We start from the raw sequence: 23,028 nt of genomic DNA on the forward strand, positions 1-23,028 counted from the left end.
GTAGCAAAGTTACATCACGGTTATCATGGTGTTTACTTCCGGGTTACCATTGGGTTACGCTCTACCAATAACTACTCTTGTGCCATTTTCATTTGAGGTAAAGTCAGCTTTCAGCTTCATTTTTTTCAACATATAATTTGAAGTCGATAAACCAATCCCTGCCCCATGCTCATGGGAAGAGTTATCCAAACCTGGACCTCTGTCTGCAATAATGATCTGTTCTTTTTCTACATCAACCACAATGTTTGCATATTTCCCTTCTGCTGCATGGCGAAGAATATTCTGAAATAAATTATCCAAAACCCGTGTCATCCAATTAGGATCTGCTTCCCAATAAAAAGTCTCCTCTCCCGGTAAATCAACATCAAGCTGAATTTCTTTGTCTTCAAATACAGGGTACCACGCAGCAACAGATGCTCTTACTAGACGTCCAATATCTGTTGAAACGGGCACGAAAGGATGTTTTCCCGAGGTAAGCAATGTATAGGACAGTAAATCATTCATTAGATCTCCGACTCTTGTAATCGTATGGTTGATCTCCGTTAACGAGTTTTGTCCTTCTTGACTTATGGGTTCTTTATTTAAACGGGTGACATGTCCTCTCAAAATGGTAAGCGGTGTTCGTAAGTCGTGAGATAAATTCGCAATGAGTCGATGTCGTAATAACTCCTCTTCATATTCTCGTTTGCGACTGTCTTCAAGCTGCTGAATCATCCAATTAAAAGAACTTCCTAACTGGTCTATCTCATCCATACGATCATTTTGAACAGATATGGTTTTAGGAAACGAGTTGTTTTTAGCTGAAAATGACATGACTTCTTGCAAGCGGGCAAGACGTCTTTGAAGTTTCAAGAAGAAGCGCCAAGATAAGATCACAAATGCGACAATAATAAAACCAAACACTAGTACGGTAACGTAAAACAGATTTAACGTATTTACATTTTTATCATGGATATCTGAAACCCCAAAAAACGCACTGATGAAAATAATCATAATGGGAGGAAAAAAGATAAATAGAAAATGTACTTTTAGAAAACGACGAAATAATGATCTGTTTTGCTTCATAGTTTCACCCGATAGCCTATACCCTTCAACGTTTCAATAATCTCGGGGGAATCGGGATGACGTTCCAGCTTTTGACGCAGCCGGTGGATATGCACCATCAGTGTTTTATCGCCTGTTATATAAGCTTCATCCCAGATAGCCTCATAAATTTGTTCTTTTGTTAAAACTTGATTAGGGTGGCGTATGAAGTACATTAAGATTTGATGCTGTTTCCCTGTTAAAATAATTTCTTCTCCTGTGTGTTTGTCAAATATCATTTGACCTTCCGGATCTACTTCAATCTGATTTCCTAATGAAATTCGATCGGATGTTGATCCACCACTACGACGGATTAATACTTCTATTCTTGCAACTAATTCATCCGTATGGAATGGTTTCGTTACGTAGTCATCAGCAAATTGCAAACCATCTACTTTATCATCTATCGATGTTCGAGCAGTTAACAGCAAAATAGGAATAGCAGGAGCTGTCTTCTTTAATCGTCTTCCCACAGTAAATCCGTCTAAACCGGGTAACATGATATCCAAAATAACAATGTCTTGCTGATTGACTTCTTTTTCGGCTCCTTCACCAGTTAGCAGCCACTGAACCGAAAACCCTCGGTGTTCCAATTCTTCCTTTACCCAACTGCCTATTTTCTCGTTATCTTCAATATATAATACGTTTCTTTTCAAGTAACATCCCTCTTTTTAAATGGAGTCCACTACAGATTAACACACTATAAAAAAAAGTTTCCAGTTAAGACAATTTTATCGTTCGCTAATAGAGTTTTATAAAAAAGAGGCCCGTCTAACGGATTGACACTTTTCTGCTCATGACATTAGATTTAATACGAACAATAGAAAATCCCCAAAACCCTCACTGTATCGAGGGTCTTTGGGGATTTTCGTACCGAATGAATTATTCGAGTATTATGACGTAGACCAGCTGCAACTTCAATGCAGCCGGTTTAAGATCATATGTATTTTTTCTTCTGCGGTTTCCTCACCTACACTTATTTAGAAGCTCCGAGCTTGACTCCATGAATCCCTACAACAATCAGCCACGTAATCTCCGCCAAGATTAAGAATCGTCCGAACATACCGGCCAAAACCTCTGGTCCGAATTGCCCGTCTTGCGGAATTTGAAGAACGAATACCAGCATTGCGACGATTGCAATCATCGCGCTTGTCAGCAACACTCGCTTCATAGGACGCCAAACATCAAGTCGACATAACGAAAGACTGATCAATAATGCGGCTATCGGCGTGTAGTCCAGCATCGCACCGATAGAGTGCATGCTGCCGCTAAACGTCGCATCATCCGGACTAACGGAGATGGGATCGGTCACGAAGATACCTGCGATTATCACGCCTATTGCACGGATTCCAAGATTAACAAGTCCAATGTATCCCGTAACCGTACGAATATGCGGGAATATCGTAATTGCTACACTGATTTGAGCAAAAGCCAACAATCCAAAAGACAGGTGCATAACGCCATGTCGGATCAAATTCGGGCTGCAGCAAGTGCAGGCTGCATAGGAGAAGCACGAAATTTCCAAACAAGGTATTGTTTCGGAGAGCCCTCCTCAATGTCATTGAGCGTAAAGAACAATCTTCGTGCTCGGATGTGCACGGCCAGGATAACTTCTAATACGACTAGCCTCTAAAAAACCGCATTACGGTGCGGTTTACAGACGTTTCGCACTCAAGGAGCCGCTATAATAAACGCGGCATATTATTTAACATGTCGGTAATTGTCATTGGCGCTGCGTAAGTTCTCGTCCGCTGTTCGGGATAAGAACTTGTACCGATAAAACAAAAAAGCCGCTAAATTAGCGACTTTCTATGTGGCCATGTTCTAGTCCCTCGACATTGCCGGGCATGTAATACCCAATGGAGTTAAGCTCCTTCCATATGAGTATGAATTCTGCATGTAACATGCAAGTATGACGAGTGCCCATACATTTCAGGGATGGCCCCTTCTGTCCTGCAACCTAATCTCTGCCGGTCAACAGTCGTCTTCCTAACTGCAATCGTGCTTCAAGCTCAATCCCGTTTTTGCAATCTTCGCAGCAATGCATTCCATTGAAATTTCGTTTCACACGGTCGTAAGCTTGAGTCCCCTCAATGACATAAAACTCTCTTCTGCAATGATAACAGGTGGTACGAATACGAAAAAATCCATCGATTTGCTCTAGCATTGCTTCCCTCCCGTCAATCACAACAAAGTCCAGTACTATTGACGTGTTAATTGTGACGCGATATAACTAAATAAACTCTAAATAACACAGTGTGTTATTTATTTTAATTCATTGTGCTAAATAAAACAAGGGGGCGTTAGCCTTGCCGAAAGTCGTGGATCACGAACAAAAAAGAAAACTGATCGCCGAATCAGCATGGAATATTATTAAAGAAAAAGGGATCGAATTCGCGTCAATCCGTGCCATTGCAGCTGCGGCAGGGTTATCACCCGGCGCATTGCGGCATTATTTTTCAACACAGGACGAGCTGTTGCTATTTATCGTGGATTATTATTTGACAAGAGGAGTTGCCAGAGCAGAAGAGCGCCTCGAAATAAGCCCTATTCCGATGAAGGCTGCGAGGGAAATTCTGTTACAACTGCTCCCTTTGGATGCAGAAAAACGAACGGCCGGCGGCGTCTGGTGGGTCTTCGCCATCCGCTCCCTCACGAGTCTGGCATTACAAGCTAAAAAAGACGAGCTCACGGACGGACTCCACTACCTGACAAAAGTCGTCCTCGAAATCCTAGCTGAGGCGAAGCTTCTCCTCCCTTCGGTAGACATTCAACTTGAAACATTAAGATTGGCCGCGATTGTCGAAGGCTTGACGATACTCGCTTTGCTCCGCCCTGAGCTCTACACGCCGGAGACAATTGAGCAGATCGTCAGCCGCCATCTTCAGGAGCTGTGCTCGCAAGCTATGGATGAATGAGCATGTAGACTTAACTAGAAACTTAACTAATCAATAGTCAGCTCATGTTCTTTTCCTTTGCGGCAATCGATGCAAGTTCTCGTCCTCGAGACATGAACTTTTATCGATATAACAAAAAAGCCGCTATAATAGCGACTTTCTAACAGGTTCCGATTCTGTGTCTCCACCCTTCTATGAGGCTGACTCAACGAATGTCTTCTGCGATTACGGCTCGTAGACGATGCCAGGATAACCCCGATCCCCTATCGCATGCAGCTAAGCTTTATTTTCTTCAGAATCTCGGGAGGTCATAAACTCTGCTTTCATCCGGACGGTGACAGAGGTACCCGCACAGAGTTTCGACGAGACGCTCAAGCCATACCCCTCACCAGAGTGCAGCTTGATCCGCTCGTTCACGTTAAACAAGCCGTAGGAGCTTCCGTTGCCCGTGTGATCACCAGGGCTGACTCGCTCCTCCGTCAGCAGACTGCGGGACATCTCCTCGTCCATGCCAATGCCGTTGTCCGAAATCACGAAAACGAGATCGCTTTGATCCAACTCCACCGTAATATCGATAAGCCCTTTCCGGTCCTTCGCCTTGCGTATGCCATGCAGCAACGCGTTCTCGACGATCGGCTGCAAGATAAGCTTAGGCATGCGATATGCCTTCAACTCATCCCCCGCAGCCACCTTGAAATCGAACGAGCCGAAAAATCGGCTCTGCTGAATTTCGAGATACACCTCTGCCAGCCTCAGCTCGTCCGTAACGCTTACGATGGTATTTCCTTTATTGAGACTGAGACGGAAATACTTCGCGAGACTGTCAATCATCATACTGATGTCAGTCGCACCCTTACCGATGGCAATCCAGTTGATCGTATCCAGCGTGTTGTAAAGGAAGTGCGGATTGATCTGCGCCTGCAACGCTGACAGCTGGGCTTCCCGTTCGCGAATCTCAGCTCTGTAGTTTTCTTCGACGAGCGTACGCACCCTTAGGATCAGATGGTCGACGCTTCGCTCCAGCATATGGAAGTCACCATTAACCGCCGGTAACTCATGCAGACCGTCGATCGCTTCCTTGCCCTCCTTCCCTTCCTTTCGGATGACGGTGATCACGTGATTGACTCGCCGGTTCATCCCCCGCACGATAATCGCCAGAAGGACAAACGGAAGGATCAGAAACAACGCGACATATTCAATCAGCGAGCGCCACTCTGACTGCTTCGTCTGTCGCTGCGTAGCGGGCGACAGCTGGGATTCCGTTCCCTGGGCGACAAGCTTCCAGCCCGTCGGCGCAAGCGTCGTATACAGCACGTCGCTTTGTTCATTGTTCAGCAGAAGCGACTTTGTTCCTTCCGCCCCCTCGTTCAGCGCATCCAACAGGTGAGGTTCAACCGCCTTGCCGATAAGTGCCTCATCGGGATGATAAACGATTGAGCCATCCTGAGCAACAAGGTACACTGCTGTGCCCGGGGCGAACTGAAGATCGGATAAAATATTGGAGACGATGTCTTGACGGACGTCGATCATGAGCACACCGGACACTTTGTCATAATTATCGGGATCCCGCAGCATTCGGGCAGCAGATAATATCGTCTCATTGGAGCCGCCGAGATACGACTCCTCGTAGACACCCGTCCATACGATCCCACCGTTTCCATCGATGATGGAATGAAACCACGGTCTAACCATCAAGCTATCCAGCGTAAAGAAATTGATTCTCTCTTCTGCATACAGCTTAGATTTGTCCACGAACACCCGAACATGAAACACGTCGGAGTTAGACTGTACGGTCTCGACCAAATACCGCAAATCCTCAATCACCTTGATCTGTGTGCCGATGGACTGATCATCCGAATTAATGGATAAGTACGAATGCAGGTTTGCGTTCATGAATGCAGCGTCACTAATATCCTCGATGCGCTCCAGCCGGTAGGAGAGATTGCTCCCGGCCTGCTTTAGCGCTTGCTGCATCGTCCGGATGACCTCGCTCCTCAGAATATCCGCGGAACGCGCGTAATAACCATACAAGAAAATGCCCGCCGGAAGCACAATGAGCAGCAGATACGCGATTAACCAAGAACGGGGGATCGAGAAACGGCGAATCGCCGCTGGCTGGAGCAGCGGCGAAAGCAAGCCGGTTACGGCGACCCAGGCTCTACGCATGAGACCCCCGGTATGCGCTAGGTGTAACACCCGTTACCTTTTTGAACAGCTTTGAGAAGTAACTGGGGTCGGTATATCCGATCGCGTAACAAATATCATAAAACTTGTACTGCGGATCGCGCAGCAGCTCCTTCGCCTTATCCACGCGCACTTTAGTCAAGTATTCGCCCACCGTCTGCCCCGTCTCTTGCTTAAACAGGAGACTGACGTACGTGGAAGACAAATAGACCGCCTTGCCGATATCGGCTACGGTAAGCCCGCCGTTGGCGTAGTTCTGATCGATATACCCGCGTACTCGCTCAATGACGTTTGCCACCCTGCCAGTCCGCTTCTCCCGAATGTGTTCCCCAACAGTCGCCAGATACGATTCGATCAGCCCCCGCATATCTTTTAACGTCTCCTTCGCGTACAACGCCTCTGTCAGCTCTCCCTCCATAACTTCCAGTTCGGGGTCCCCCGCGCCAAGCTCCATGAGCAGCTGTCCGATCGCGAGCACGAGCTGCATGCACAGATTGCGGCCGTACTTCAGGCCGTTCGGGCGGGTGTAGGACAAGCTGGTAAAAATCATCTCCACGGCTTCGCTAATCTTGTCCTCATCGTCCGCCTTGAGTGCGGAAATCAGCTTCTCATTGAGCTCGTAATCGTATTTCCGCATGGCGCCTTCCTCCGGCTCTGCGCTCTCCAGACTGTCCATAGTGATGATACGGTTTTTGCCGAGGTACCACTTGTAATCGACCGCTTCGCGAGCTTGCTTGTAAGCTGGCGCCAGTCCGGATAAGCCGCCTGCCATATCGCTAATGCCGATCGTCACGCCGATCTTGAGCCAGCGTTCCAGATTGGAGCGAAGGTCGCCGGCCAGCGCAAACAGTGCCTCCGCCGCTTCGGATACCGAATCGCCGCCGGGCTCCGACACCTTCAGCACGCCTACAAATTCGCCGGTACGTTGCTCGAAGGCATACCCTCGCAGATGCGCATCCAGCAGCTCCTCGTAGATGTTCAGCACCGAATACCACAGCAGCTGGCGGTCGCGCTCGGAACGGCTGGCCATCACATCGGCAAGATCATCCACGCAGACGACCATCACCCAATAGGAAGCATTCACGGGCAAGTCCAATCCCAGAAACGACACCCGCTCCGCCAATTCCGACTTCGGCGCATCCTCTCTGATCATGGAGAGCAGGAACTTCTCACGCAGGAGCGGCATACCTTCCTTTAGTTTAACGAGCAGCTCCTGCTTATAAATCCGTTCGGAGCTCTCCGCGTCCAGATCGGCAACGACGCGCTTGATGACCGTACTCAGCTCCTGCAAATTAACCGGCTTAAATATATAGTCGACCGCGCTGACCTTCATCGCTGATTTAAGATAATCGGCGTCGTCGTGCCCGCTCACGAATATGATCTTCATGGCCGGATATTCGGACGAGATACACTGCGACATCGTAATACCGTCCATGTTCGGCATTCGGACGTCCGTTAGTATAAGGTCGGGCTGATCGCGGGCGATCATCTCAAGAGCCACGTCTCCATCATCCGCTTCACCTGCCACTTCAATTCCGTAAGCGGCCCAATCGAAATAAGCGCGCAAGCCCGCTCGGACCGCCGGTTCGTCATCCACGATAAGCAATCGATACATCGCCCGCCATCTCCCTTCTCCTAATTTAACGGCCTAACAGTCTAGCGTCTTGATTGGCAAGCTCGGCCTGCACCTTGTCAATGTCTACTTCGCGAACGGGCACGCCGTCTTCGAGCGAGATCGCGGCCGCAATGCCTGCTGCTTGACCCAGCGCATAACAAGTCGCTTGGACGCGCATCGAAGACATCGCGACATGCGTTGCGGAAATCGATCTGCCCGCAACGAGCAGGTTGTCGATATCGCCAACAGGCACCATCGTGCGATACGGAATATCGTAGCCGTCTACGCGGCGCTCGTCGGTTGTCTTGCCCGCATCCGGGCTATGAATATCGATCTCGTAATTTGTTTGGGCGACCACGTCCGGGAAACGCGTACCGCTTACAACATCTTGTTCTGTCAACGTGTACAGCCCTTCAATTTGATTGGTCTCCCTAACACCTGTCTGCGGTGCGATGTGTGCGATGGCGTATGTCTCGAAGCCCGTTCTCTGCAAATAATGCGCGATCGAGAACACCTGCTTAAGCGCTTCGGTCTCCGCGTAATTAACTTGCTCCATATCGGCTCCGTTCGCCTTGACGCGCGACATATTAATGAGCAAAACGCCGTCTTCGCGCTGCTTCCAATATAACCTGCGCCCCTGCGGCAGATCGGATACCTCCTCGTAATAATAACAGCCTTCCGGAAGTATCTTCTCTACTGGCTTTCCCGTATCCTGCATCGTAAACATAAGTGTCATCGGCTGCGTGAGTCCATCAGACTCGCGGCCCGTGCGGTAAGGTACACCCGCATCGATGGCTACTCGCGCATCGCCCGTGCAATCGATGATGACATCGCCTTCTATCGCCCTTAGGCCTTCGCGCGTCGAGACGATAACCGAACCGATCCCGCTGCCGCTGCGGATCGTGCCCACGAATTCACAATGGAAGTAGACTGATACCCCTTCCTTTTTCATTTTGTCATTCAAGTATTGGCGAAGCAAAAATGGCGAATATTGCGGCGCGACCGATTCGTCATGGCCTGCGGGCAGATAGTCGGCCAGCATCTCCTTGATGATCTCGCGGTAGATGCCGGTCACATTGCCGACAGGCATAAACACGCTTACGTTGGCAAGCGTCCCCATCCCGCCGAGTTGAGCGGACTTCTCCAGCAAGATCACCTGTTTGCCGCGTCTGGCCGCGCCAATGGCAGCGGCCGTACCCGCAGGTCCGCCTCCGATGACGACAACGTCGGCCTTGGCATGGGTTTTCACTTGACGTTCGAACGAATACACTGCATGTTTCATGATGATCTCTCCCTTAGATCGAAGTAGCGGTGTGAGCAACAAAGGATAACCACCGCTTATCCTGTTTTTTATTTAGTCGTTGCGTACCAATCGTTAATTTCCTTTGAAGCCGCTTCCCCGCCCGCTGACATAAACTTGGATTGAAAGTCGGCAAGGCTATCGATGGACTCCGCGCCGGCGATCAGTTTGACCGTGTAGTCGCCAACCATGGTGCTCAATTGCTGATTCGTCTTCGAATATTGCTGCATGTACGGAGCAAGACCCAGAACGTTTTTGATTTTCACCTCGGCTGGCTGCTCGTTGTTCAGGAAGTTAAACGCATCAAACATTACCGGGTTTTTGCGAACGCGCGCTTGCCAATATTGCGGATAGTTTTCTTCATCCGTTCCCGCCATGTAGTTATTCGCCAAGTTGCGCTCGTCGGTGAAGATCGGCTGGATAGGCTCGTATGCTCCGTCTACTACTTTATAATGTGTGCCTTCCACGCCGATCGCCATATTTTTGAACGTTTCCGGCTCCAGGCTTGCATTGATCCATTTGATCGCATCTTCCGGATGCTTTGATGCTTTCGGGATGAACGTCAGACGGTCAAATCCGGCGTTTGCCGCGAAGCCGGCTTCTCCGTTAGGCCCCTTGAGCGCCGGCACGAAAGCGAATTTGGCCTCCGGCTTGGTCTTCGCAAGGGAATCCGAGATGGCCGGAATGTCCGCCCAGTGAACAACGATGGCGCCAGCTACGCCGCTTGCGAATTTCTCCTTCGCTGTAGCGTCTTTGTTGGCTACGAATTCTCGGTCGATCAATCCTTTCTCGTACAAGTTGCCTACGTAAGCGACATAGTCCTTAAATGCCGGGGCCATGACACGCGGCACAAGCTTGCCGTCTACGTCGTTCCAAGCATTGGCGATGCCGAACGCGCCTACGAGGTTGTCAATCATCGATTGGTCACCCTTGATCGTAAGTGGTACGTTGCGGTCGCCGTTGCCGCCTGGGTCCTTCTCCTTGAATTGCGTGAGAACGTTTGTCAGCTCTTCGGTCGTCGTCGGCATGGACAGACCCAGCTTATCGAGCCAGTCCGTACGGATGAGTATGGAGCTGTTGATATCATACGTAACGGTTACCGGGATTGCGTATAGCTTGCCATTTACCTTAAGCGCTTCCATCGATTCGGGCTTTATAGCCGCCTTAATATTTGGGCCAAATTCGTCGATAAGCGGCGTCAGGTCGACAAGCGCACCCTTTTGCGCATAATCCGAATATAAAGCCATGTCGTTATAGGAAGTGACGATGTCATACGCTTCGCCGGAGGACATGATTAGGTTCAGCTTCTCCGCCCACTTGTCTTGAGGCAGCATATCGTATTGCACTTTGTAGCCCGTTTTTTCTTCGAGCAGCTTGGCTACCGGGTATGCATTGTATTCTTCGTTCTGCCATACGTTCAGTCGCTTTAAGGCTGGCTTTTCCGCATCCGGTTTGGCCGTCGCTTCGTTGTCCGTGTTCGTTCCGTTGCCTGTGCTCGTTCCGTTGCCGGAACAAGCAGCCATAGTCATTACCAGAAGCGCAGACATGGCCATGACAGACATCCATTTGAATGCTTTTTTCATAATGAGACCCTCCTGCAATTAATATAATCTATATCATTAATTTTCCCGCAACGTCCCGATGAAGGGGCGATTCTCCGGTACCTGAAGTCATGCCCTGACGTTCATCTCCATTGCTGGAAAAGTTAATGCCTTTGGAAAGCTGCTTTACATGCCTCCATCAACCTTTTACGGAACCGATGAGCACGCCTTTGATAAAATATTTCTGCAGGAACGGATAAACGAGCAGAATCGGAATCGTGGATGCGATGACCGTTGCTGAACGGACGCCTTCCGCAGGCACGTTCATGAGATCGTCGGCCGTCTTGTCAAGCGCCGAAGATGTATCGGCATTCATGACGATGTCCTGTAGGTACAATTGCAACGGCTTCAGCGACGAGCTGTTGATGTACAGCATCGGGTTGAAGTAGTCATTCCAATAATAAACGGCGTAAAACAGACCAATCGTCGCAAGCACGGGACCACTTAGCGGCAAAATAATACGGAACAGAACCGTTAAATTGCTCGCGCCCTCGATTTTGGCGGATTCCTCCAGGCTGGCCGGCAAGCTTTCAAAATAGCTCTTGATGACCAGCATGTTGAACACGCTGATGAGCGCCGGCAAAATGAGTGAGCCTAGATGGTTAATGAGGCCCAACTCGCGGATGAGCAGATAGTTGGGGATGATGCCCCCGTTAAACATCATCGTGAAGATGAACAAAATGATGATGATGCCCATCCCCGGCAGTTCGCGCTTCGAGAGCGGATAAGCGGTCAGCGCCGTAATGAGCAGCGATGCGAGAGTACCGATGACTGTAATCAGCACCGATATCCAGAGCGAGTTTAGAAACTGGCTGTTCGTGACGACGAATTTCATCGTTTCGAGCTGAAAGCCGACCGGGAAAATTCCGACTTGGCCCGACAAGATGGCCCACTCTTCACTGATCGACTTGGAAAATACGTTTACAAACGGAAGCAGTGTAATAAGCCCCATTGCGATGAGCAGAACGTAGATAGAGCCATCTAGCATGAAATCTTTGACAGTTTTCCTATACATGGTCGTTCCTCCTTTACCAGATGCTGCGATTCAGAAATTTGCGGCTGAGCATGTTGCCGATGACGATAAGCAGGAATCCGACCGCTGAGTTGAATAGGCCAACCGCCGTACTGAAGCTGTAATCCTGCTGGCCGAGTCCCATCCGGTATACATAGGTGCCGATGACGTCCCCGGTCTCGTACACGAGCGGATTATACATGGTCAAAATTTGTTCCGTCCCCGCCTCCAGCAGGCTGCCGATCCGCAGGATGAACATCAACACGATGGTAGGAAGCATGCCCGGAAGCGAGATCGACCACATCTGTCTGATCCGCCCCGCCCCGTCGATGGCTGCGGCTTCGTATTGCTCCTGCTCGATACCCGCAATCGCGGCGATAAACACGATAGCGTTCCAGCCGATTTCCTTCCACCCGGCCGTGAAGACAACCAAGCTGCGGAACAGGCTGTTGTCGGTAAAAAACGAGATCGGCTCTCCGCCGAACGAACGGATGATTTCGTTCACGATACCGCCGGTAGGTGACAGAATGTTAAGGAACAACCCCGAGATAATGACCCAGGAAAGGAAATGCGGCAAATAAATGATCGTCTGGATCGTCCGCTTGAAGAACATGCGCCTCACTTCATTTAGCATAAGCGCGATGACGATCGGAATCGGGAATAAAATCGTTATTTTGTACAAGCTGATGAGCAGCGTATTTACTAATACTTGCAGAAATTCATCCGATTGCAGCAACCTCTCGAACTGCGCCATCCCTACCCACTCGCTGCCGGATATGCCGCCGAAGATGTTGAAATCCTGGAAGGCGATAACGATGCCGTACATCGGCGTGTATTTGAACAATAACAAGAACACAAGGCCCGGTATAAGCAGCAAATACATATCCAAGTTGCCTCTAATCAGCTTCCAACGCCGTCCGCCGGCGTACAGGAGAGTGCCTTCTCTTCCGCTGCGTTTGCTCACGATCTCCACCTACTTTTCTCTGTCTTGTCTCTTATTGTAGGGGAGGCAGCCCAGAGGGAGTAGAGGTCGATCCTTTTATTTCTGGTCTTTTCCAACACAGTTTGCGAATGGGCTTGGGACATGGCGGGGCCCTGTAGTGTGCTGCTTTGCCAAAAATTTTAGATAGCGCTTAAAGTCCTTTAAATCCTATTGCCCCCCCTAAACGATTGCCCGCTCAGGGGATCCACATTACTAAATAGGTATTGCAGCAGCGTCTATAAGCTCGTTCGCCAGACGGTCATAAACGCACATTCGACCAAAACAAACGCATGTTGGGATGCCGGCATGATCAATATAAATCTGGATATGTCCGTCAGGAGCGCAGCATAATGGAGGTTCGGTTCGCCACTCATTAATCTTGTAAAAATGACCCTGATTGCACAAAGCAATAGGGTCATTTTTCTAGTGTACCTTCAAAGAATTGGTCAGCGATTTGTCCCTTACGGCAATTGCCCCAATTCTTGTCCCTCGACAGAATTCTATCGGCAAGTCAGGTTAGCCAATCGCCGTATCTCATCGCTTAACTTTCGATTGACTGGATACACCTCTTCTATGAAATTTAAAATACGAAGTGCCGATTCTGGAACATGATCGTATCCCTGTATCATATCTCCTATGATTCCAGCAAAACGCGGGTATCTCCTCTCTAGCCGCCTCTCATTGCCGAACGGATCGGGAAAGTAGTCCACCTCTTGCTCCAGCAGATGGAGCACGGATAGAATCCGATCCACTGCGTAACCTTGAACAAACCTTGTCGCGGAGAGACGCTCTCCCCTTGCATAGCGACCGAGCCCCACGTATAGATTGGTTAACGCTTCATTCAAAGGAAAGTCCAAGGAATCCACTTTTAGGTTGGGGACCGGGTTGGAAGGTTTGGCGATGGCCGTATTGGAATACAGGGGGTTCTTCCATATGACTCTGCCTTCCGTATAGGTCGCATTCGCCAGCTCCCACTCCTCGAATACAGCATATTCCCCGAAAATACCATCCTCGAACAATACTTTGTAGCCAACATCCGAATTCTTAAACGCATAGGCAAGAGGGTGTACGTCCTCGAGCCAATCCAATCGGTCTATATATCGGTTTTTCTCCCTTGGCTCTACAATGACAAAGAAATCTAAATCCGAATATTCATCCAACCGTCCTGTCTCGACCCCAACGGAACCAACGCCTAATAATAAAAGAGCTCCCCCCTTGCGTTCGAGCGACTTGCCGATCTCGCCCAGCCGCTGTAACAGCAATTCCGTTCTCAACATTACGAACCCTCCCTTAGTTTTGGAATGCAAAAAGGGTCCAACCCACTTTTCAGCGAGGTTGAACCCGAAGGTTGCATTGCCTTTATTATCCTGCCTTCAAGGTATCACGTATTCTTATTGCCGTCAATCGAAAAAAACTTGCCATGATTTGTAATTACGGTTCACCGCACATGATCTCAATCTATCCTGCCCTATATTTAATGGACTTTGAAGCTGCTTCCTGGTGCGTTTGAACTATCGTCAGGGCACCGTGGTATCAACATAACAAACCCTGACATTCTTCATTTGATCAGCATGGATTTGAGAGGCACCATCGATTCCTCTGGGACGTAATAATTGAATTTGTTGTCGCTGATCTGTCCAAGCAGCTGGCGGCGTATCGGATCGGCGTCCTTCAGCAGACTCACAGACGCCGAGTGATAGTCAATAGGACGCATCCAGATCGGGCTGTAGCCCAGGAACAGCTGCCTTCTTGTGAATGTGGAGCGATTCGGCGAGCCAGCATGCCACAAGTTTTGGGCGAACACGAAGACGTCACCTGGTTTTCCGCACACTTGTACCTCTCCGTCAAGCTGCTGGCGCACATCCTTGTGATTCGGATTGTACGGCTGCTTGTGACTGCCCGGAATCACTTTCGTATTGCCGCGATCCGGCTCCGACATATCGCTCAAAATATAACAAACCTTAATATAATAGGTTGCCGTCAAGCCGTTAATGACAGGAAACTGCGGATGCGGACCGTCTTGATGCCAATCGATAAAGCTGTGCGTGTCCGTTTGGGTTTCGCTTGGATTCGGTTGCCTGATCGTAAGGTGGGAGATGTGAAGCTGAATGTTGTGGCCAAGCAAATTAACGATTAACGGAAGAATGGCAGGCTGATCGATTAATGCAGCAATCTCGGCATGGCGTTCTACGCTGTTATAAATATTATGCGAAAGCGCTTCCGGTTCAATCGAGACAATTTCGTCGATCGCGGCATTCAGCCGGCTTACCTCTTCCTGCGACAAAATATCTGGTATAACCAAATACCCCTGTTCATGAAATTGCTCCATTAGTTTCGGTATTTCCAAATGGGCTGTCTTCATCCTTTATACCTCCTACTTGTATTTAATTTAATTATATTTGGCGATCCATCATGTTATAATGTAAGAAAAATCGATTTCCCTTGTAAATAATTTCAATATTACGAAAGGTTGTTGTCATGCAATGGAGTTCAGCGGATTTCTGGATCCCGATTTGCAATACCATGTCTACGTGAAGGATACCCCTCAATTTCAGAAAACGCATGATACATATGATCATTGGGCGTTGTTCATCGTCGAAGAAGGCGCTTTTAATTACAGAATGGGCAGCCAAAGCGGAAGGGCGGTCAAGGATGACATCGTATTATGCCCGCCCGATCTAACCTTCTACCGGCAAACGGACGGTTTATCATTCCATCTCATGGGGTTTCAATGGATCAATTCCCTAGAGGGGCCGCCGCGTGCGGCGGATTTCCCGACTTTCGGCAAGCTTCGGCTATTGAACCACAAACGCTTCCAATCCACCCTCTCTCAATTTCGCGAAGCCCAATACTTGCATGCAGGGATTGGTCATACGTACAAGAAACATCTTCTCAGGGATCTGCTCTATTTGCTTCAGATCGAGCAATCCGAGCAGCATACGATGACCTTGTTCAGCGAGGATCCGACCCTTGGGCGAGCCCTGCATTTGCTTCAGCAGCAAGCAGAATTCGGCCTATCGTTGAAGTCGATCGCTGTGGAGCTTGGTCTAACCCAGGTGCAGCTGACAAGACTGTTTACACGCGAGTTCCGCATAACGCCAAGCGCCTACGCGACTAATCTTAGAATGGACAAGGTGAAGCAACTCCTTGTATACTCTTCGCTTACCCTTGCCCAAATCGCCGAGCATTGCGGATTTACCGACGAACATCATTTAAGCAAAAGCTTCAAAAAACTGTGCGGCGTCAATCCTTCGTCGTACCGAAAAACGCATAGCGTATAATAGAACAGGCCGACCTGCATCGAATGAGGTCGGCCTTTCGTTCCCGTTATTTAGTCACCGTAACCGAGCGCCTTGAGCTGTTCCATGGCGCTGTCCACTAACGCTTTGTAGTTCATGGACGTTTCCAGCGTCTTGATAAAGTCATCGTATTCGGTCAATGGACGTTTATCGTAAATAAACTTCGCGATCTCCTCTTCCATGTACCGATTCGCATCGGCAGGGTTATACCCCTCCGGATTGTCGACAAATCCGTTCAACGCTTCAATACGGGGTTGATCGTTCGCGAATTCGATTGCAGCCGATTGTGCGGCGAACTTCGCTTGCAAATACTCCATTTCCGGTCTGCCGGTGAATTGGTACAGCCAAGAATGGCCGACTTCGCCCGCTTTGTCCGTCATCATCGGCTTGCCGTCCTCAAGTGTGAAGTGCGTATCCTTCACCCCGAACTGCACGAGCAGCGAGCCTCCGTCCGGATTCGAAATATAGTTGAGCAGATCGAACACCCGCTGCAGTTTCTCCGGGTCTTTCTCAAGCGCTTTCGGAATGGCATATCTCCCAGGCGCCGCGCCGATATCCCACGAACCGTCGAATTGTCCTCCTGTACCCGAAGGAGCGGCGATTTGCAGCCATTCCGCATTCGGATTAACGGTTTTGATCTGTTCCACGAACTGCTCCTTCGTCATGTTCGGCCAATCGATATAGACGATGCCCGCCTGCCCTTTGATCGCCTTCTCCTGATGCTGCAAACCGCTGTTGGCCAGCAGCTCCGGATCAACCGATCCGGATCCAATCATGTCCTTAATAAAGGCCAAAGCATCTTTCATTGCCGGCTCATGAAGCGCATTGACGACTTTGCCGTCCTTCTCGTAGAAGTTGCCTGGCATTCCGACGCCGAAGGCTCCGAAAACGGTCGAGAATGCACTCAGCTTGCTGCCCGTTAGACCAAAGGTATCCGGCTTGCCATTTCCATCCGGATCGTTCTTAGTGAACGCATCCGCTACGGAAGCCAACTGTTCCACGGTCGTCGGCACTTCCAGCTTCAGCTTGTCGAGCCAATCCTTGCGGATCCACAAGGTATTGTATGGGATTTGCGGAGATTTGGAGATGCCATATACTTTCCCGTCGACCATCCCCTTCTTGACGCTGTCCTCCCCGATGAACGCCACCGTTTGCTCCAATTTATCCATATACGGCGTCAGATCGAGCAGCAGCCCTTGCTTGGAAAATTGAATTAACTGCTGCCGGTCGACCATGAACAAGTCGGGAAAGTTCCCCGAGGACATCCGAACGTTTAGTTGATTGTTGTAATCGTCCGCTGCTGGATATACCGTCAGGTTCAGGTCGATATTCAGCGCCTTATCCAATTCCTGCTTAATGATGTCTTTATCGGGTGACGGAAGATTGTTCCCCGTCTCGATAATGTCGAGCTTAACCGGTTTGCCGCTAGACTGCTCCGTCGTTTCCGTTCCGGGCTTGGCGGTAGCGCCCGAAGGATTTCCCGGATTACCGCTGCTGTTTCCACCCGAACACGCCGTAAGCATGGCCCCCGCTAATGAAACGGCTACGAGCAAAGTCCCTAATTTCTTCATGATCTTAACCCCTCTCTGAATGGTTTCATCGGTTAACCTTTAATCGAACCAAGCAGCATCCCTTTTGTAAAATGCTTTTGAAGAAACGGATAGATCACGATGACCGGCAAGCTCGCAATCATGACGGATGCCATTTGCATCGTCTGCGTCGGCATCATATTTTCCGCGTTCTCCAGCGGCTGCTGGCTTTGCATCAGAATCTCCCGGACGACGACCTGCAGCGGATACAGCGTGCGATCGGTCACATAAAAAATCGCTTGAAAAAACTCGTTCCAATGGCCGACCAGGTAAAACAATCCAACCGTCAACAAGACAGGAACGGAAAGCGGCGTAACGATTTGCAGCAGGATGCGGAACTCTTTGGCTCCATCCATTCGGGCCGACTCGAACAGCTCCTCCGGCAGCCCTTCAAAAAAGCTTTTCATAATAAGAACGTTAAAGCTCCAGATTGCATTCGGCAAAATCATCGACCAGATAGAATCGAGCAGCCCCATCGACTTAACGACCAGATAGGTCGGAATAAGCCCTCCGCTGAACAACAAGGTGAACACGATCATGAGAAGAAAAAAGTTTCTTCCCGGCAAATTCCGGCGACTAAGCGGGTACGCCATCAGTGCCGTCAAGACGAGATTGACCGCTGTTCCGATCACCGTAATGAGAACGGTTATTTGGAACGCCTTCGGAATATTGGACTCCGTCAGCAGCGTGCGGTAAGCGGAAAACGTAATTTCCTTTGGGAACAATATGAATCCGCCGTTACGCAGCACTTCTCCGAACGGAGTGATGGATACGGATACGACATAAAGGATCGGCAGAATGGCGACAAGTCCGCATATTCCGAGAATGACGTATATAATTGCGTTGAAAATTTTATCATCGAGGCCCCTTACCATATGCCCTCACCCCATTTCTTCGCCACACGGTTAGCTCCTAGCACAAGGATGAGTCCGATGACCGATTTGAACAATCCGACTGCCGACGCCAAACTGAAATTAAGCTGCTGCAGACCGGTTCGGTAAACCCATGTGTCGATGATGTCCGCAACCGGGTATACCTGAATATTGTACAGAATGTAAATTTGATCAAAGCCTGCATCAAGCAGATGGCCAAGCTTCAGAACGAACAGCAGGACGATAATGCTTCTAATGCCAGGAAGCGTAATATGCCAAATCATTCGCATTCGGCTCGCACCATCCACCTTCGCCGCCTCGTAAAGCGTCGGATCGATGCCCGCCATCGCGGCCAAATAGATAATCGCACCCCAGCCGAGATTTTGCCATACCTCCGATCCAACCAGTATGCTGCGGAAATATTCCGTCGAGGTCAGAAACGGTACCGAGCTTCCCCCCGCTTCCACAATCCAGCGGTTGATGAGACCGCCGTTCTGGGAGAAGAGCGTCAAAAGAATGCCGAAAATAATGACCCAAGACAAGAAGTGCGGCATGTAGGTCAGCGTTTGTACAATCGACTTCAGCCAGCGAATGCGGCATTCGTTCAGCAGTACGGCCAGCATGATCGGCGGCAGCGTCCCCCATAACAGCTTGTAGAGGCTGATCAACAGCGTATTGGTCAGCAGCTGGCTGAAATAAGGCGACTCGTAAAAGCTCTGAAAATGCTTATACCACGGATCAACCCACGAGCTGCCCGTTATGCCGTCCAGTATTGCAAAATCTTTGAAAGCGATAATGACTCCGTACATCGGGAAGTACCGAAATATGACAAAATAAATAATGCCGGGCAGCAGCATGATGTAAAAGGCTTTAAACCGCCATGCTAACTTTAAAATCATGAGCAGCCTTGTCCGCAGAGAAAACCGTATCCGAGGGGCTGGCGTTAGGCTATGGTTGGTTTCCATCGTATCCCTCCCTAGTTGAATGCGCTTCCAATAAGGTAAGTATAAAGGTCCTGACGTCTCCTCGATATACACAAAAACGTAAAAAATGTAAGCATTTCCTTCATCATCATTAACATCGAGTATGGATCCATCTGCATCAATATCAACGATAAATGAGTAAAGGCTGTCACGAATGGCCTGAAGAAACCACGTGACAGCCTTGGTATCGTTTTTGGTTAACGCCAAATACCTAATCGTTCGTCGCTTTCCGTCAGGACGGGCATATCGACGCGGACCACAGTTCCTGCCCCTTCCGCGCTTCCGATCCGCAAGCCGTACGTCCCGCCGTGATGGATCCGAATTCGCTCATGCACGTTCCGCAGCCCGATGCCCGTAAACCGGTACATGGAGCCCTGCCCACCGTCCTGATTTTCCAACAGCAGCCTGCTTCGCTTCTCCCGCCTGATGCCTATTCCGTTATCGCGCACATAGAGTCTCAGAACACCCTTCCTCAGCCCGCCTTTCACGACGATAAGCCCGCCGTGATTCGGCGTTAGTCCATGAAAGAGTGCATTTTCTACAAGCGGCTGCAGCGTAAGCTTAAGTATGCGATACTGCAAAAGGTCAGGATTGATATCAATCATAAACTGATATTGTTCCCCAAAGCGCACCTGCTGAATATGCATGTACATTCGCAGCCCTTCCAGCTCCTCCTCAAGCGATACGTATTCCGATTGCTTGTCGAAGCTGAAGCTTAACAGCTTGACCAGCGAACGAATCGTATCGCGCAGCTCGTCGATACGCTGCTGCTTTGCCAAGCTGCTTATGCAGGCAAGGGTATTATACAGAAAATGGGGCGCAATCTGGCTTCGCAGCATCTTCAGCTCGTATTCCTTCTTCTGCTCCTCCGCATGTTTCGTCTTCTGGAGCAGGCTCTGAATCCTCTCGAGCATAGCGTTATAGCTCTGCGTTAGCCTGCCGATTTCGTCCATTCTCGTGACAGGCAGCTTCGCCACGACCTGAAAGTTGTTAAGACGGTCCATCTTCTCGACAAATCGGCGAATCGGATGCGTGAACGATCGGCTGAGCAGATACGCGCTGATCAGTAGCATCATGATCCATACGATACTCGCGGTCCGGTAGTTGCTGTTCAGCTTCTGCAGGTCCTGATAGAAATAATCCTCTTCGATGAACGCCGCAAGCGACCAGCCTAGACGGTTTTTGGTCGACTTCACGGCAACGAGCGGATTCAAGGAATCCCCTTCTATGCCGCTGACGCCGACTTTTAGCAAGGCGAGCTGCCCTCGAAAGCTCTCCTCCAGCTTCGGCGGATACGAGGCCGATTGGAAGGGGAGCAGCTTATCGCGGGAATCCAGCCGATTAATGACGCTGCCTTCCTTCGTGAACAGTATGTAAGATTGATAGATCATTGGCGCAATACGCTCTGTGAGCAAATCGAGATTAAGTTCGGCGACAACGACACCCTTCACCTTATTGTCTGCATCCGCAATAGGCAATACGTAAGCAAGCGTTCGCCCCGACATCGGCGAATCATAAGGTTCGCTCACGTTAATAGCCCCATAGTTAATCAGCGCTAGCTCATAGAGCTGGTCCAGCTTTGGATTGCCGATGATGTCATAAACGACCTGCGAGCTTGCAAATACTTGGCCGTCAGCTCGAATCATGTACAAAGTTCTGGCAATGGAATTGTTAATCCCCGCGAACTTGCGAAGCGTCTCGACGGCTGCCTCCTCATTGCCTTCCTCCAGCAAATCGGCGCGGGTCGAGAGTAGCAGCAGCATATTCTCCACATTATCCAAACTTGCATCGATATATTGATTCGTCCGGCTGACGAGCAGCATGGCATCGCGAATGACTTGATTCTGAAGCACACTTTCCGCCTCGTGGAGGTTTCGCCATGCAAGCACTTGAACGAGCAGCAGCGTCACGATGAACAAATAAATAAACTGCTTGGAAGCGAGACCAAGGCTGGCATACCAATGAAACAGTTTCCTCATTTCCACCCTTCCTTCGCGCTCGTTCTCTCTCACCTGTGCTTTCAGCCATTCCGTTTATAGTCCGTCGGCGATACCCCGGTCCAATTTCGAAACGTAACGGTAAAATAGCGGTAGCTCGGAATGCCGACCTCTTCCGCGATCTCATATACCTTCTTATTCGAATGCCTAAGAAGCTCAATCGCCTTCTCCATACGAAGACGGGTAATATACTGATTGACCGTACTCCCCGTTTCCTCGCGAAACAATTTGCTGATATAGTGTGGGCTCAATCCTACCTGCTCTGCAATAACGGGCAGTGAGATCGGCTCCTTGAGATGGTCTTTGATCCATTGCACGGCCAACCGAATCTCAAAGCGCGAACGCGACTTCCCTAGCTCGACAGCTTCCATAACCTGAACAATATTGGTAATCATCTCGGCTAACGTTCCTGCGTCCATTAATAGCCCCATACGGACTGCGCTTAGCTCAGCGCCCTCTTGCTGCCTGTGCCAGTCAACCTGCCAATGGAGTATCCGTTCCTTCAGTTGACTTGGCTTCACTCGCTCAGCGATGCACCAATCCCTGAACTCGCCAAGCAAGCATTCCTTCAAGCTCGCAAGAGACAATGATGTTTTTCTCAGCATCTCGTTTAATTCCTTCGTTTTCTTTTCCGTCAGATCCGATAGAGGCAGCGAATGCTGCGCGTACACAGCGCTTTCCTCGGGACATCGGTCGTAAAACAGCGCATCTTTCCACTCGTTCGAATAGGCGAGCGCCGATGCAATTTCTTCCTTCGATGCGACCGGTTTGCTAAATAGGGCACATACTGTCGCCCACCGTCCCTGCTTGGTCTCTTCCCTATTCAACAGCTCCGTCAAATGCTGAACGACCGTGCGGAGTGACTCAAGAACAGCATTGGCAGAAGTTCTGCCTTCAAGCAGAACAAAATATTCCCGCTCCCGTACTGTCAGCCAAGTCAGCCAAGTTGGATCCCTTTTTTCCTGCTCGGTCAGTCTCTGCCGAACCGTTTCCTTCACGGGTAGATAGGCTAATGGAGGAATGTCTAGCTGAAGTCGTACCAGCCGAATCGGACGATCTACGCTTAACGTCATCGATTGCCAATCGGAGCCGGCTGGCTCTTGCCCATGAAGCAGCTTGCCGAATAAGGCGGCTTGCAGCTGCCTCTGTTCCCTTCTCGCATGCTCCTGCACCATGCGCTCCTTGACGACCGCAGCTCTCACTTTGTCCATCGCCTGCTTAAGCTCTTCTTCCTCCAATGACACCTTCAAAATATATTCAAGCGCTCCAAGACGGAGCGCTTCTTGTACGTAATGAAAATCGCTGTGACAGGTTAACAATATGATCTGAACGTGCGGGTGCCGCTTCCGGAGTTCCCGAATGAGAGCAATGCCGTCCATAACCGGCATCGTAATATCCGTTATCACGACATCTGGCGTGCGTTCAGCACATAGCTGCATCGCTTCCGAGCCGTTGCTCGCTTCCCCTATCCATTCGGCTCCGCACGCCTCCCATGGAAATAGCCGAAGCTCTTGCCGCAGAGGAATTTCATCTTCAACGATCAATACGCCAAGCGGCTTTATGACCATGATATCCTCTCCTTTACGCCTGAAATGAAAGCGCTGTCATTTATTT

19 protein-coding genes are annotated in these 23,028 nt (G+C 49.7%); 2 read left to right on the forward strand and 17 right to left on the reverse strand.

Going from position 1 to position 23,028, the window contains the following annotated elements:
* Positions 1 to 54: 54 nt before the first annotated feature.
* The 4 genes from RB297_RS04630 to RB297_RS04645 form a co-directional block, all read right to left on the reverse strand.
* The gene (locus RB297_RS04630) at positions 55 to 1,065 is read right to left on the reverse strand and encodes a HAMP domain-containing sensor histidine kinase (RefSeq protein ID WP_375119876.1); all 1,011 of its coding nucleotides are present in this window, start codon (positions 1,063 to 1,065) and stop codon (positions 55 to 57) included.
* Positions 1,062 to 1,739, reverse strand: a complete 678-nt coding sequence (locus RB297_RS04635) for a response regulator transcription factor (RefSeq protein ID WP_375119877.1) — start codon at positions 1,737 to 1,739, stop codon at positions 1,062 to 1,064. The genes RB297_RS04630 and RB297_RS04635 overlap by 4 nt, the downstream gene beginning before the upstream one ends.
* Positions 1,740 to 2,059: 320 nt before the next feature.
* Positions 2,060 to 2,395: a hypothetical protein gene (locus RB297_RS04640; RefSeq protein ID WP_375119878.1), complete on the reverse strand. Its 336-nt coding sequence runs from the start codon at positions 2,393 to 2,395 to the stop codon at positions 2,060 to 2,062.
* Positions 2,396 to 3,043: 648 nt separating this feature from the next.
* Positions 3,044 to 3,250, reverse strand: a complete 207-nt coding sequence (locus RB297_RS04645; protein ID WP_375119879.1) for a hypothetical protein — start codon at positions 3,248 to 3,250, stop codon at positions 3,044 to 3,046.
* Between the two features lie 142 nt (positions 3,251 to 3,392).
* Between RB297_RS04645 and RB297_RS04650 the strand changes: the two genes are divergently transcribed.
* Positions 3,393 to 4,001: a TetR family transcriptional regulator C-terminal domain-containing protein gene (locus RB297_RS04650; RefSeq protein WP_375119880.1), complete on the forward strand. Its 609-nt coding sequence runs from the start codon at positions 3,393 to 3,395 to the stop codon at positions 3,999 to 4,001.
* A gap of 255 nt (positions 4,002 to 4,256) precedes the next feature.
* Here RB297_RS04650 and RB297_RS04655 read toward each other — a convergent pair whose 3' ends face one another.
* The 8 genes from RB297_RS04655 to RB297_RS04690 form a co-directional block, all read right to left on the reverse strand.
* Positions 4,257 to 6,146 carry a sensor histidine kinase gene (locus tag RB297_RS04655; protein ID WP_375119881.1) on the reverse strand — a complete coding sequence of 630 codons (1,890 nt, stop codon included), beginning with the start codon at positions 6,144 to 6,146 and terminating at the stop codon, positions 4,257 to 4,259.
* Positions 6,139 to 7,779 (reverse strand): response regulator, encoded by a 1,641-nt coding sequence (locus tag RB297_RS04660; protein WP_375119882.1) that lies wholly within the window; start codon positions 7,777 to 7,779, stop codon positions 6,139 to 6,141. Before RB297_RS04660 ends, RB297_RS04655 begins: the two co-directional genes overlap by 8 nt.
* 25 nt (positions 7,780 to 7,804) lie before the next feature.
* Positions 7,805 to 9,061, reverse strand: coding sequence for an FAD-dependent oxidoreductase (locus tag RB297_RS04665; protein ID WP_375119883.1), 1,257 nt, complete (start codon positions 9,059 to 9,061; stop codon positions 7,805 to 7,807).
* A gap of 68 nt (positions 9,062 to 9,129) precedes the next feature.
* Positions 9,130 to 10,662 carry an extracellular solute-binding protein gene (locus RB297_RS04670; protein ID WP_375119884.1) on the reverse strand — a complete coding sequence of 511 codons (1,533 nt, stop codon included), beginning with the start codon at positions 10,660 to 10,662 and terminating at the stop codon, positions 9,130 to 9,132.
* A 157-nt stretch (positions 10,663 to 10,819) separates the two neighbouring features.
* Positions 10,820 to 11,695: a carbohydrate ABC transporter permease gene (locus RB297_RS04675; RefSeq protein WP_015735479.1), complete on the reverse strand. Its 876-nt coding sequence runs from the start codon at positions 11,693 to 11,695 to the stop codon at positions 10,820 to 10,822.
* A gap of 13 nt (positions 11,696 to 11,708) precedes the next feature.
* Complete coding sequence (locus tag RB297_RS04680; protein ID WP_096773814.1) at positions 11,709 to 12,656, reverse strand: ABC transporter permease; 948 nt, start codon at positions 12,654 to 12,656, stop codon at positions 11,709 to 11,711.
* A gap of 518 nt (positions 12,657 to 13,174) precedes the next feature.
* Positions 13,175 to 13,951, reverse strand: coding sequence for a hypothetical protein (locus RB297_RS04685; RefSeq protein WP_375119885.1), 777 nt, complete (start codon positions 13,949 to 13,951; stop codon positions 13,175 to 13,177).
* 281 nt (positions 13,952 to 14,232) lie between these two features.
* A complete protein-coding gene (locus tag RB297_RS04690) occupies positions 14,233 to 15,036 on the reverse strand; it encodes a phytanoyl-CoA dioxygenase family protein (protein ID WP_192571811.1) in 804 nt (267 codons plus the stop codon).
* Positions 15,037 to 15,157: 121 nt separating this feature from the next.
* Here RB297_RS04690 and RB297_RS04695 point away from each other — a divergent pair, with 121 nt between their 5' ends.
* On the forward strand, positions 15,158 to 15,955 hold the full coding sequence (locus RB297_RS04695; RefSeq protein WP_015735483.1) for an AraC family transcriptional regulator: 798 nt from the start codon (positions 15,158 to 15,160) through the stop codon (positions 15,953 to 15,955).
* Positions 15,956 to 16,005: 50 nt separating this feature from the next.
* On the opposite strand, the gene RB297_RS04700 is transcribed toward RB297_RS04695, so the two are convergent.
* From RB297_RS04700 to RB297_RS04720, 5 genes are all read right to left on the reverse strand, one after another.
* Positions 16,006 to 17,544 (reverse strand): extracellular solute-binding protein, encoded by a 1,539-nt coding sequence (locus RB297_RS04700; RefSeq protein WP_375119886.1) that lies wholly within the window; start codon positions 17,542 to 17,544, stop codon positions 16,006 to 16,008.
* Between the two features lie 32 nt (positions 17,545 to 17,576).
* Complete coding sequence (locus RB297_RS04705; protein WP_096773818.1) at positions 17,577 to 18,437, reverse strand: carbohydrate ABC transporter permease; 861 nt, start codon at positions 18,435 to 18,437, stop codon at positions 17,577 to 17,579.
* Positions 18,431 to 19,333 (reverse strand): ABC transporter permease, encoded by a 903-nt coding sequence (locus tag RB297_RS04710; RefSeq protein WP_375120561.1) that lies wholly within the window; start codon positions 19,331 to 19,333, stop codon positions 18,431 to 18,433. Before RB297_RS04710 ends, RB297_RS04705 begins: the two co-directional genes overlap by 7 nt.
* A gap of 281 nt (positions 19,334 to 19,614) precedes the next feature.
* Positions 19,615 to 21,396: a sensor histidine kinase gene (locus tag RB297_RS04715; RefSeq protein WP_375119887.1), complete on the reverse strand. Its 1,782-nt coding sequence runs from the start codon at positions 21,394 to 21,396 to the stop codon at positions 19,615 to 19,617.
* Between the two features lie 41 nt (positions 21,397 to 21,437).
* Positions 21,438 to 22,982: a response regulator gene (locus RB297_RS04720; RefSeq protein ID WP_375119888.1), complete on the reverse strand. Its 1,545-nt coding sequence runs from the start codon at positions 22,980 to 22,982 to the stop codon at positions 21,438 to 21,440.
* Between the last annotated feature and the right edge of the window lie 46 nt (positions 22,983 to 23,028).

Origin of the sequence: Paenibacillus sp. CR_12 (assembly GCF_041953985.1) — a bacterium.
GTDB classification, from domain to species: domain Bacteria; phylum Bacillota; class Bacilli; order Paenibacillales; family Paenibacillaceae; genus Paenibacillus_AQ; species Paenibacillus_AQ lautus_A.